Origin of the sequence: Nocardia sichangensis (genome assembly GCF_047200615.1) — a bacterium.
GTDB classification, from domain to species: Bacteria; Actinomycetota; Actinomycetes; order Mycobacteriales; family Mycobacteriaceae; genus Nocardia; species Nocardia sichangensis.
The window spans coordinates 211,374-223,224 of sequence record NZ_JBJZOK010000004.1 but is presented as its reverse complement, the minus strand read 5'-3'; the positions used below and the strand labels follow the sequence as shown (position 1 = coordinate 223,224).

At 68.3% G+C, this 11,851-nt stretch carries 13 protein-coding genes; 6 read left to right on the top strand and 7 right to left on the bottom strand.

Translation table 11 applies throughout. The annotated features are described in order from the left end of the window. Nucleotides 1-43: 43 nt before the first annotated feature. On the top strand, nt 44-661 hold the full coding sequence (locus ACL03I_RS07535; RefSeq protein WP_412805488.1) for a TetR/AcrR family transcriptional regulator: 618 nt from the start codon (nt 44-46) through the stop codon (nt 659-661). Nucleotides 662-674: 13 nt separating this feature from the next. Here ACL03I_RS07535 and ACL03I_RS07530 read toward each other — a convergent pair whose 3' ends face one another. The 7 genes from ACL03I_RS07530 to ACL03I_RS07500 form a co-directional block, all read right to left on the bottom strand. After that, complete coding sequence (locus ACL03I_RS07530) at nt 675-1,445, bottom strand: 2-phosphosulfolactate phosphatase (RefSeq protein ID WP_412805487.1); 771 nt, start codon at nt 1,443-1,445, stop codon at nt 675-677. A gap of 139 nt (nt 1,446-1,584) precedes the next feature. Then, a complete protein-coding gene (locus ACL03I_RS07525; protein WP_412805486.1) occupies nt 1,585-2,586 on the bottom strand; it encodes an ABC transporter substrate-binding protein in 1,002 nt (333 codons plus the stop codon). Between the two features lie 16 nt (nt 2,587-2,602). Further along, entirely contained in the window at nt 2,603-2,944 is a 342-nt protein-coding gene (locus ACL03I_RS07520) for a 4Fe-4S dicluster domain-containing protein (protein WP_355074077.1), read from the bottom strand. Beyond that, a complete protein-coding gene (locus ACL03I_RS07515) occupies nt 2,944-4,533 on the bottom strand; it encodes an FAD-binding protein (RefSeq protein ID WP_355074079.1) in 1,590 nt (529 codons plus the stop codon). The genes ACL03I_RS07520 and ACL03I_RS07515 overlap by 1 nt, the downstream gene beginning before the upstream one ends. Then, nucleotides 4,530-5,258 (bottom strand): ABC transporter ATP-binding protein, encoded by a 729-nt coding sequence (locus ACL03I_RS07510; RefSeq protein ID WP_355074080.1) that lies wholly within the window; start codon nt 5,256-5,258, stop codon nt 4,530-4,532. The genes ACL03I_RS07515 and ACL03I_RS07510 overlap by 4 nt, the downstream gene beginning before the upstream one ends. Continuing rightward, nucleotides 5,259-6,101: an ABC transporter permease gene (locus ACL03I_RS07505; RefSeq protein WP_355074082.1), complete on the bottom strand. Its 843-nt coding sequence runs from the start codon at nt 6,099-6,101 to the stop codon at nt 5,259-5,261. Between the two features lie 283 nt (nt 6,102-6,384). Continuing rightward, complete coding sequence (locus ACL03I_RS07500) at nt 6,385-6,807, bottom strand: MarR family winged helix-turn-helix transcriptional regulator (protein ID WP_355074084.1); 423 nt, start codon at nt 6,805-6,807, stop codon at nt 6,385-6,387. Between the two features lie 143 nt (nt 6,808-6,950). On the opposite strand from ACL03I_RS07500, the gene ACL03I_RS07495 reads away from it, so the two are divergent. The 5 genes from ACL03I_RS07495 (at nt 6,951) to fabG (ending at nt 11,834) form a co-directional block, all read left to right on the top strand. Beyond that, the gene (locus ACL03I_RS07495; RefSeq protein WP_355074085.1) at nt 6,951-7,454 is read left to right on the top strand and encodes an SPW repeat protein; all 504 of its coding nucleotides are present in this window, start codon (nt 6,951-6,953) and stop codon (nt 7,452-7,454) included. Nucleotides 7,455-8,038: 584 nt separating this feature from the next. Continuing rightward, nucleotides 8,039-9,256: an acetyl-CoA C-acetyltransferase gene (locus tag ACL03I_RS07490; RefSeq protein ID WP_355074087.1), complete on the top strand. Its 1,218-nt coding sequence runs from the start codon at nt 8,039-8,041 to the stop codon at nt 9,254-9,256. Nucleotides 9,257-9,281: 25 nt separating this feature from the next. After that, on the top strand, nt 9,282-10,037 hold the full coding sequence (locus ACL03I_RS07485; RefSeq protein WP_355074089.1) for an SDR family oxidoreductase: 756 nt from the start codon (nt 9,282-9,284) through the stop codon (nt 10,035-10,037). Between the two features lie 10 nt (nt 10,038-10,047). Next, nucleotides 10,048-11,031 carry an NADPH:quinone oxidoreductase family protein gene (locus ACL03I_RS07480; RefSeq protein WP_412805597.1) on the top strand — a complete coding sequence of 328 codons (984 nt, stop codon included), beginning with the start codon at nt 10,048-10,050 and terminating at the stop codon, nt 11,029-11,031. Nucleotides 11,032-11,072: 41 nt separating this feature from the next. After that, complete coding sequence (gene fabG / locus ACL03I_RS07475; RefSeq protein ID WP_355074091.1) at nt 11,073-11,834, top strand: 3-oxoacyl-ACP reductase FabG; 762 nt, start codon at nt 11,073-11,075, stop codon at nt 11,832-11,834. Nucleotides 11,835-11,851 lie beyond the last annotated feature (17 nt).

The window sequence follows — 11,851 nt, the reverse complement described above, 5'->3', positions numbered from 1 at the left end:
GGCCGGACGCGACGAACCGAAAGGAGTAACTAACCTGATTCTCGTGACCCGCGCCGCGCCCGTACCCCGCACCTCCGCCGACAACGGCACGGATTCGGGGTTCCGCCGCCGCCTGCTCGACGCCATGGCCGCCGCCGTGCGCGAACGCGGCTACCAGGACTCGACCGTCGCCGACGTGGTTCGTTATGCCCGCACCTCGCGCCGCACCTTCTACGAGCACTTCACCAGCAAACAGGACTGCTTCATCGCCCTGCTGAGCGAGCACCACAAGGACATGATCCAGCGGATCGATGCCGCGGTCGACCCGCACATGGCTTGGCGCACCCAGGTGCGCCAAGCCATCGAAGCGTGGATACGCACCGCCCAGCAAGAGCCATCCCTCACTCTCAGCTGGATCCGTGTCGTTCCCGCCCTCGGTGACGACACGCGCCAGTTGCAGCGCGAGGTCGGCGAGTCGTTCGTGGCGCTCATCCAGAAGCTCGCCGACACACCCGAATTCGCGGCCGCCGGACTACAGCCGCCGTCCCGCCAAGTGGCGACCATCCTCTTCGGCGGCTTCCGCGAACTCATCGCCACCACCGTGGAAGACGGCGACGACATCGCGGACATCATCGACGTGGCAGTCGAATCCGCGATCGGGCTGATCGGCCCCCACCGCTAGCGCCCGGCCGCGCTCACCGCGCGGCGTCGACGAACGCCCCATCGGTCAGCACCGGCACCACCCCGCTGCTGTCGAGTTCGGTGGCCGCCGCGACATCCTGCGCGAACCCGCCCTCGGCGAGTTCGCGGCCGGAGGCGCAGTCCCGGATCAGCGCCGCCACATCGGCGATCCCGCCGTACGCCACCGCGGCGGCGTGCGCTTCCGGAGACAGCGGCCCGACTGCGCTGCGCGCCAGTGCCGCGGCGACCGCCCCCGCACCGAGCCAGTCCTCCACCGCTGGCCGCAGCCCGTCGCGGCCGGGCCAATGCTCACCTGCCGCGATCACGGCGACCGGCTGGCGCGCGCTTCCCCATCCTCGCCCGGCGATCCAGCGAGCGACCGCGCTCGCGTTGCGCAGGCACGCCGCGACCACCGGCACACCGCTGACGGCCGCGGAGATGGCCGAACCATTGGGCGAGGGCAGCACGAGCCGCTCGGCGACCGGCGCGCACCGCAACGCCGCCGGAGACAGCGACCACGGCTGCCGCTCCGATACCGCCCGCCGCCCCACCGCCAGCTCCGCGCCGTGCCGCGCGGCGAACTCCGCCGCACCGCCGTCCCGCCACGGATAGGGCAGCACTCGCGTCCCGGCTTCGACCGCGACCGACACCGACGTCGTGAACGACAGGACGTCGACCACCACCACACACGCGCTCCCGGGCCCCAGCGCCAGCGCACCGGTCAGCCCCCACTCCAGCCGCACCCCCCACGGCCGCTGCCGCGCCCACTCCGCGATCTCCGCCACGAACTCCCCTCCCGATCGACACTGCCGAGGTCTGCCACGAATGACGCTGTCCCCCGCTGGACCTGGGCGAACGCGTACTCGCCCCACATGAACGGGTCCCCGCCGCCCGGCCCGGCGAACTCGGCGACCGACGCTCGGCTCAGCCCTGCTTGGGCCGGTCGGGCCGGTAGAACCACTCCTCCAAACCGAAATCCTCCCGAATCTTCTTCTGGTCCACGAGGAACTGCTTGGTTCCCGTCAGCAACTGGATGCCCAGCGGCGCGAAGATCTCGTCGGGAATGTAGCTCTCCCGCGCGGTGGCGCGCACCACCGCTTCCGGCGATTTCGACTGGGACACCTCGTAGTTCACGTAATCGTCCCAATGCGCCTTCGCATACCGGTTGGCCTCGGCGATCACCGACTGCCACGCGGCACCGAACTGCGGATGGCTGTCGAGGAAGTCCTGGCTGCTCACCGAGGAACTGGTACCCGCGAGATCGGGATGATTGTCGTGAATCGAGTCGACCTGGTGGAAACCCTTGGCCAGGAACGCGTGGAAGAACGACGACGGGTTCACATCCGGCAGCGCGACCGCCGCGATATCGCCGCCGTTGAGCGGAGCCTCCGCGTCGGTGGCCAGCAGATGCACCAGCTGGGCCTGGATGCCCTCGGCCTTCAACGCACCCTGCAGGTACCGATCGATGTAGGAGCCCGACTGCACGCCGATCTTCTTGCCCGCCAGATCCTTCAGCGTCCGGATCGCCGGATCCTTGGCCACCACGCCCGCGTTGTAATTCACCGCCGCGATGGCCAGCAGCCGCGTCTTCAACCCGCTGCCACGCGCGACCAGAGCGGGCGTGTCACCGTAGGTGGCGACGTCGAGGCGGCCGCCGACCAGCGCCTGGTTCAGGTCGGGACCGTTGGGGAAGCTGTAGACCTCGATGGCGTCCACCCCCAGCGGCTTCAGCGCGGGCAACAGGGCTCCGCGCTGATGGGCGAAGCCGACCGGCCCGGTCAGCACGTTGCCGGTGCCGATGGTGCCGATGCGGAGGGTCTTGATCTCGGCGCGGGTCGCCGAGCCCGCGTCGTCCGACCCGCAGCCGGTGAGAACCAGCAGCAGGGCGGACACGACAGCGGGCACGATCAGCCGGAGTATGCGCATGATTCGCTTTCGTTGTTCAGAGTTCCGACAACCGCGGCGGCGGAGTGCCGTGCGGCAGACGCGGCCCCACCGCGACCAGACTGCCCGGTTGGCGGCCGCGGCCCCAGCCCAGCTCTTTGCGGTAGCGGCCGATGTGCTCGCCGCGCACGGTGTCGTGATCGGCCAGCGGCGTCGACTCGGGGTCGACGTACAGCGCGTCCGTGGGGCAGTAGGCCTCGCACATGAAACAGGTCTGGCAATCGGACTGCCGCGCGATGACCGGGATTCCGCTGTCGGTGCGGTCGAAGACATTCGTGGGGCACACGTCCACGCATTTGTCGCAGCCGATGCAGTCACCAGCGCGCAAGATCTCGATCATCACGCCACCGCCGAAGTGGTCGCCGCCGCGGACGTCGCCGTCCACACCTCGTCCAGCCCGCCGGACAGGATGTGATGGTGCTGCTTCGGGTCCAGATCCGGATGATCGGCGCGTTTGCTCATCCCGCGCGTCTCCGTCCGTGCCAGCGTCGACCGGTACATCAACCGTCCCACGGCGGTGATGGCCGCGGCCTGCCGAGCGCGCACCCGCTCGTCCCCCGTGCCGCCGCCCAAGCCGCGGGTGGCCTGCTCCCACACGTTGTCCAGCCGCTCCAGCGCGGGCCCGACCCGGTCGCCGTGGCGCAGGTAGTTCTTCTCGAACGGGATCAGCTCTTGCTGCGCGGCTTCGACCACGTCCGCCGCCCGGACCGACTCGGCGCTCTGCGGCCGCAACCCGGTGCGCCCGGCACCGCGCAGATCGGCACTGCGCGCCCCACCGGAGCTCAGCGCGAACAACGCCGCGCCGCGGCCCGCCCAACTGCCCGACGACATCGCCCACGCCGAATTGTGGCTGCCGCCACCGGTGAAACCGCCACAGATCCGCTCCCTGGTCGCCGCGTCACCCGCCGCGTACAAGCCCGCGACCGAGGTGGCGCAGTCGTCGTCGACCACATCGATGCCGCCGGTGCCGCGCACGGTGCCCTCGGCGAGCAGATCCACCTCGAACCGGTCGGTGAACGGGTCGATACCGCGCCGATCGAACTGGAGGAAGAAATTGGGCTGCCCCAGCCGCATCTGCGCCTGCACCGCCGCGTCGGCACGATCGAGTTGCGCGAACACCTTCTCCCGCAACAGTGTTCGCGCGATCACCGAACGGCCCTTGGTCGAGCCCGCGCCCTCGAGTACCCGCCCGTCCTCGTGGAAGAACGTCGCGTAACCGTAGTAGGCGGTCTTGGTGATCGTCGACCCCTTCGGCACGATCGCATAAGCGTTGGAGAACTCCATCCCCGAGAATCGGGCGCCCACCTCGGCCGCCATCAGCGCGCCGTCACCGGTGTCGACATTCGTGCCCAGCGCCCGGGACAGGAACGCGCAACCGCCGGTGGCCAGCACCACCGCACCGGCCGCGATGCGATAGTCCCGGTCGGCCTGACGCTGGTAGCCCGCCGCGCCGCGCACCACGCCGTCGTCGTCGACCAGCAACTCCAGCGCGGGCGAATGGTCCAGGATGCGCACCCCGGCACGTTTCACCCACGCCCGCATCCGGCGCATGTACTCCGGGCCCTGCACGCCGGTACGGATCTGCTCACCGGTGGCCGGATCCACAGGGAACGGATACCGTCCCTCCACCGCGAGCCGATTCATGTTCGCGTAGGTCTGATCCAGCACCCGGTCCATCCAATAGTGATCGGCCAGATGCCCACCCAGCGCTTCCCGGCTGGCCTTCGCGTTGGCCCGCGCGGTCGCCTCCGGCGCCACGTACCACACGCCGGTGCCGGACGGGGCGGTGGCGCCGCTGGTCCCGCAGTAGCCCTTGTCCACCAACGTCACCTCGGCGCCGGCCTCGCGGGCATGGATCGCGGCCCAGCAGGCGGCGGGCCCGCCGCCGATCACCAAGACGTCCGTACTGATCTGCAACGGTTCACTCATACGTCTGCTCCTGTCGGTGCCTCGGGATTCACGCCGAGTGCGAGCAGCAACCGGCGCCGGAGTGCGGAGAATTCGGGGTCGACCACCGAACGCGGGCGGGCGACGGTGATGTCGAAGGATTCGGCGATGCGGCCCTCGCGCAGCACGAGCGCACGGTCGGCCAACAGCAGCGCCTCCTCCACGTCGTGGGTCACCAACAGCACCGACTGGCGGTGCAGCGTCCACAGGCGCGCCACCAGAGCCTGCACTTTCAACCGGGTCAGCGCGTCGAGGGCACCGAACGGCTCGTCGAGCAGCAGCAGTTCCGGATTGCGGACCAGCGCCCTGGCCAGCGCCACCCGCTGCGCTTCCCCGCCCGACAAGGTCGCGGGCCACGCATCCGCTTTCGCGACGAGCCCCACTTCCTCCAGCGCCGTCAACGCACGCGCCTTGCCGGCCCGGTCGACGCCGAGAACGACGTTGCGCCACACGGTGATCCACGGAATCAACCGGTGCTCCTGGAACACGATCGCCTTCGATCCCGGCACGTCGAACGACCCACTGAAGCCGCGGTCCAGCCCACCGATGCCGCGCAGCAGCGTGCTCTTACCGGACCCGCTGGCGCCGAGCAGGGCGACGAACTCCCCCGGCGCGATGTCCAAGTCGACCCCGCGCAGTACCGTGCGCCCGCCGAAAGCGCGCACCGCCCCGCGGATACGGACACCGGTCCCGATGGTGGCGGTCATCTACTTCCCCTCGTATCCGGTGCGCCAGGCCAGGAACCGGTGTTCCAGCACGCGCACGAACAGATCGGTGAGCAACCCCAGCACCGCGTAGATCACCAGGACCAAGAAGATCTGATCGGTCCGCAGGAACTCCTTGGCATCGTTCATCAGGAACCCGAGACCGACCGGCGTGGTCTGCATCTCCGCGACCACCAAGGTGAGCCAGCCGACGCCCAGTGCCTGCCGCAAACCGACGAAGATCTGCGGCAACGCACCGGGCAGGATGATCTTGGTGGTCAACTCGAACCGGTTGAGGCCCAGCGACTCCGCCGCCTCTACCAACCGCCGGTCCACACCCCGGATCCCGGCCAGCACGTTCAAATAGATCGGGAAGATCGGCGCGACGATGATCAACGCGATCTTGAACGAATCGCCGATGCCGAACCAGATGATGAACACCGGCACCAGCGCCAGCGTCGGCAACATTCGCAACGCCTGTAGCGGGCCGTTCACCAGATCTTCGGCGACGCGGAACAACCCGGCCGCCACCCCGCACACCAGACCGATGCCGATGCCGATCGCCAACCCGACCGCCACCCGACGCCCGGAGGCGGCCAGATGTTGCCACAGCTCGCCCGACCTGATCAGCTCCCACCCGGCCTCGAGCACCTCCGTCGGCGCCGGAGTGGTCGTGCCGAGCCAGGATCGGGCGCCCAGCTGCCAGACGATCACCGCCAAAATCAGCCCGGAAGACGCTCTGGCCAGGCCGATCAGCTTCCGGATGAACGGGGCCGGGCTTTCGACGACCGCCTCGGCCGGGGCGGAAGGCGGCGCGGATGTGGTCGGATCCAACTGCAATGTCATCTGACGCGGTCCTCACACGAGAAGTACTGTCCGGAACAGTAAGGTGCGCAGACGGTTCACAGAATGATTGCGATCAGCGCGATCCTGAACCCGCGCGCGGGTCCTCCCACTCCTGCCGCACCACCCCCGTCAGGCACGATGCGGGCATGGACGGGCGAAATCCGCACGGGGCAAGCGCTTTGCTCGGCCGCTGAGGGGCGCACCTTTCTCGGCACACCCGGCCCACCGGAGCGGATCGCGAGGTGATCCCGGCTCAAGTGGCCCTACCCGAACCGAGCAACGCTCACCCTACGGCGGGGAGATCGTCCAGCGCGCCGATGAGGGGAGTCAGTCGCTCTAGTTCTTCCCGATGTGTGGCGCTGAGCAAGGCCAACGTTTCCTTGCCTGCCTCGGTCAGCGTGAGGTGTACGACGCGACGGTCGGTGCCCTGCCCTCGTTTCCGAGTGACGAGGCCGAGTTGCTCGGTGCGATCGATCAGCTGCACCACGCTGTGGTGGCGGGCGGACAGGTAACCGGCGACCTCCCCGATGCTCGGCCCGCCGGGGTGGGAGTGCCCTCGGATCGCCAGCAGGAGTTGGTGCTGGGTGTCGGTGAGTCCCACTTCGGCCGCCCCACGCTCACTCCAGCGCAGCAGCTGGCGCAGCACGGTACGAAACGCCAGCAGCCGCGTGTATTCCTGGTCGGTGAGGTGGCCCGATGAGGACATCGACCCTTCCATCATGGAGTGATATTATCACAGGATGATATAAGTGAGCGGCGATCAGGACGGGTCGCGTTCCTGAACCGATCGTGAGCCGCCCGGCTCGGGAGAGCTTCGATACGCCACTACGTCCGAAGGGTGGTGGAAACATGAGTAGTGAAACCATGATGAGCCGGCATCCCGACATCGTGGAATTGCGGGAGAAGTACGAGCGCGCCTCCGAGGCACCCGACGCCCAAGCGGTCACCGGCCTGATGTTCCTGACCGGGCTCTACCTCGCGATTTCCCCCTGGGTCGTCGGGTTCAACGGACTCTCCACATTGACCGTCAACAACCTCGTCGTCGGCATCGCTCTGGCCATGCTCGCACTCGGGTTCGCCTCGGTGTACGGCCGGACGCACGGCATCGTCTGGGCCGCTCCCCTGATCGGCCTCTGGACGATCGTCGCCCCCTGGATCGTCAGCGGCAACGTCGATACCACCTCGACGATCTGGAACAACGTCGTCACCGGCGCCGTCGCCGTGCTGCTCGGCCTGGCCTCGATGTTCCTCGGAATGCGCAGGACCGGGGGACTCACCGGCCCAGCACCTCGAGCGGAAGCGACGCGAACCCAGCGGCCGTCCGGGCTCGGGCCGGAGACCTCCACACGGTGAAAACGCAGTTCCCCGAGCGCTCTGCCGAGTGAGCGAATCGACGCTACGCGCGTCCAGCTGATTCGGCCCTGGCCGGCACGCGTGTCCGGTCCAGGCCCTCTTTCGCGGTGCGGCCGCTCGGGCGGACGAAGGGATCCGATTCTTCGCCCGGCACCTGAAGTGAGGCGGAGCCGTCAGGCCGGCAGCAGACGATAGGAGCTGTCGGCCGGTATCCCGCACATCGACGACAGGTCCCGACCCTCATCGATGGTGGTGACCAGCAGAGTCACAACCGCACCGAGCGCGGCGGTACCGCCGCGCTCGGGGGCGGCGCACCTCAGAATCGTGTGGTGAAGGTCCCGCCGGATCCGCTGCCGCACAGGGCTGGGGATTCGTTGCCCCACAAGGCTATCCATTCGATCGTCGCTGTACTCATCCAATGATGGCTGCTGTGTCGGACGCAAGCCGTCTGCTGAGCGACCGCGTCGGCCTGTGCCCTGTGTCACAGTCCCAATTCACTGTGACGTATTGACCATCGACGGTCCGTCCAGCATGGTGTCGATAGGTTAACAAGCGCTCAGTTACTTGCTGGAAGGTTCACAGTCATGCCCGAAGCCGTCATCGTCTCTGTCGCCCGCTCGCCGATCGGTCGCGCAGGCAAGGGCTCGTTGCGGGATCTCCGGCCCGACGACTTGGGGGCGCAGATCGTCCGGGCCGCGCTGGCGAAGGTGCCGGCCCTCAGTCCGAACGGCATCGACGACTTGATGCTCGGGTGTGGCCAGCCCGCCGGTGAGTCGGGCTTCAACCTCGCTCGAGTCGTGGCGATTCTGGCGGGCCTGGATCGGGTGCCCGGCACAACGGTCAACCGGTACTGCTCGTCCAGTTTGCAGACGACCCGCATGGCGCTACACGCCATCCGGGCCGGCGAGGGAGACGTCTTCATCTCCGCCGGCGTGGAGACCGTGAGCCGCTACGTCACGGGCAGTGCCGACGGCCTGCCCGGCACCGAGAACCCCGTATTCGCCGACGCGGTGCGCCGTACGGCGAAATTCGCTGCGGGCGGCGAGGCCTGGACCGACCCGCGCACCGAGGATCTACTGCCGGACGTCTATATCGCGATGGGGCAGACCGCGGAGAACGTGGCGCAACTGTGCGGTGTGAGCCGTGCCGAACAGGACGCTTTCGGTGTCCGCAGCCAGAACCTCGCCGAGGCCGCCCTCGCCAACGGATTCTGGGAGCGCGACATCACCGCGATCACCCTGCCCGACGGCAGTGTCGTCTCGCACGATGATGGCCCGCGGCCTGGAGTCACCCTGGAGAAGGTCGCCGAACTGAAGCCGGTGTTCCGGCCAGACGGGACGGTGACGGCCGCAAACTGCTGCCCGCTCAACGACGGCGCCGCCGCGGTCGTCATCATGTCGGACACCAAGGCCGCCGAACTCGGCCTGACGCCACTGGCTCGGATCGTCGCGACCGGAGTCAGCGCGCTGTCGCCGGAGATCATGGGCTTGGGGCCGGTGGAGGCGTCGAAGCAGGCGCTGGCCCGGGCCGGGATGACCATCGATGACATCGACCTGGTCGAAATCAACGAAGCCTTCGCCGCCCAGGTCATCCCCTCGGCGCGGGAGCTGGGCGTCGACTTCGACAAGCTCAACATCAACGGCGGCTCGATCGCGGTGGGTCACCCATTCGGCATGACCGGCGCCCGCATCACCAGCACCCTGATCAACTCCCTGCAGTTCCACGACAAGCAGATCGGTTTGGAAACGATGTGCGTCGGCGGCGGTCAGGGCATGGCGATGGTGCTGGAGCGCCTGTCGTAACCGCTGACTCCGCGAAAGGGATTCAATGATGAACAGATTCGAAGGCAAGACAGCGATAGTCACCGGTGCGAGCCGGGGCATCGGGCTCGGCATCGCGCAGCGTTTGGTGGACGAGGGGGCGCGAGTCGTGATCACCGCCCGCAAACAGGACGCGCTCGACGAAGCGGTGGAAGCACTGGGCGGGCCGGACCGCGCGCTGGCCGTCGCGGGCCGTGCCGATGACGTCGAGCACCAGGCGGAGACCGTCGCTCGCGCGATCGACACGTTCGGTAGCGCCGACCTCCTCGTCAACAACACCGGCATCAACCCGGCGTTCGGGCCGATGGTCGATCTGCCGTTGGACGTGGCCCGCAAGATAGTCGAGGTCAACTGCCTGGCCGCGCTGTCGTGGGTGCAGCAGGCGTATCGGGCCTGGATGAAGGACTTCGGCGGCGCGATCGTGAACGTGTCGTCGGTCGCCGGTCTCAAGCCGGCGCCGGGCATCGGCTTCTACGGTTCGAGCAAGGCGATGCTCACGCACATCACTCAGGAACTCGCGGTCGAACTCGGCCCGAACCTACGGGTCAACGCCGTCGCCCCTGCGGTGGTGAAGACGAAGTTCGCCACTGCTCTCTACGACGGCAGGGAGGACGAGGTCGCCGCGGCGTACCCGCTGAAGCGGCTCGGCGTGCCCGAGGACATCGGCAGTGTGGTGGCGTTTCTGCTCTCCGACGACGCGAGCTGGCTGACGGGGCAATTGCTGGTCGTGGACGGCGGCGTCACGCTGACAGGCGGAATCTGACATGGCGCGGATGAAAGCGTGGCGAGTCCATGAGCTGGGCGAACCGGGCACGGTGCTGCGGCTGGAGGAGGTGGAAGTTCCCGAGCCCGGCCCGAGCCAGGTCGTCGTGCGGGTCCGCGGCGCCGCGGCGAACTTTCCCGATGTACTGATGTGCCGCGGCCTCTATCAGGTCCGGCCGCCGCTGCCGTTCACGCCCGGCGTCGAGTTGTGTGGCGAAGTGGTGGCGGTCGGCGCCGAGGTGGCCGGGATCGCTGCCGGTGACCGGGTGCTCGGAGGCGCGGCGCTGCCGCACGGTGGTTTCGCGGAATTCGCCGTGCTGGAAGCCGCCCAGACCTTCCCAGCGCCGCCGTCGCTGGATGACGCGGAGGCGGCCTCGCTCTTCATCGGCTACCAGACCGGCTGGTTCGGGTTGCATCGGCGCGCCGGATTGACCGCGGGCGAGACCCTCCTGGTGCATGCCGCGGCAGGTGGCGTGGGCAGCGCCGCGATCCAGCTCGGCAAGGCCGCGGGCGCCCGGGTGATCGGAGTTGTCGGTGGCGCCGACAAAGCCTCCTACGCCGAGGATCTGGGCGCCGACGTGGTCATCGATCGGCATCAGCTGGACTTCGTCGACGTTGTGAAGGACGTAACCGGCGGTCGTGGCGCCGACGTGATCTACGACCCGGTCGGCGGCGAGGTGTACCAACGGTCCACGAAATGCGTCGCCTTCGAGGGCCGCATCGTGGTCGTCGGATTCGCCGGCGGCGAGATCCAAGCACCGGCATTGAATCATGCGCTGGTCAAGAACTATTCGATCCTCGGCCTGCACTGGGGTTTGTACAACACCCAGGACCCGGGCGCCGTCGCCGAATGCCATCGCGCGCTGACCGCACTTGCCGCCGACGGCGCGATCCGTCCTCTGGTCGGCGCGCGGCTGGGACTGGCGGAGGTCGCCGACGCCGTGCAGCGACTCGCGGACGGCAAGACCGTCGGTCGCGTGGTCTACACCCCCTGAACTCAGCATTTCCCCCGCAATCACATCTTCGAGGAGTATTCATGACCGATCCGACACAGCGGACCGCCATCGTCACCGGCGCGGCTCGCGGAATCGGCGCCGCTGTCGCCCGGCGGCTGGCCGCCGACGGTATGGCAGTAGCCGTGCTCGACTTGGACGAGGCCGCCTGCAAGACGGTCGTCGACGACATCGAGGCAGCCGGTGGACGCGCGCTCGCGGTCGGTGTCGATGTTTCCGACGAGGCCGCGGTTACCCAGGCGGTCGATCGCGTGGCCGCCGCGCTCGGCGCACCGACGGTGCTGGTCAACAACGCCGGGATCCTGCGTGACAATCTGCTGTTCAAGATGAGTGCCGACGACTGGGATGCCGTCATGAACGTGCACCTGCGCGGTTCGTTCCTGCTGGCCCGGGCAGCGCAGGCGCACATGATCGAGCAGAAGTGGGGTCGCATCGTCAACCTGTCCAGCACCTCGGCGCTCGGCAACCGTGGCCAGGCCAACTACGCGGCCGCCAAGGCCGGGCTGCAGGGATTCACCAAGACGCTCGCACTCGAACTCGGCAAGTTCGGCGTCACCGCGAACGCGGTCGCCCCGGGTTTCATCGAGACGGAGATGACCGCGGCCACGGCCGCCCGGATGAACATCTCCTTCGAGGAGCTCAAGGCGGCGATGGCCGCCCAGATTCCGGTTGCCCGTACCGGCACTCCCGCTGACATCGCGCACACCGTGTCGTTCCTGGTGAGCGAGGGGGCCGGCTTCGTGTCCGGCCAGGTGATCTACGTGGCCGGCGGCCCACGGAACTGAACGGAGGAAGGAGAGCT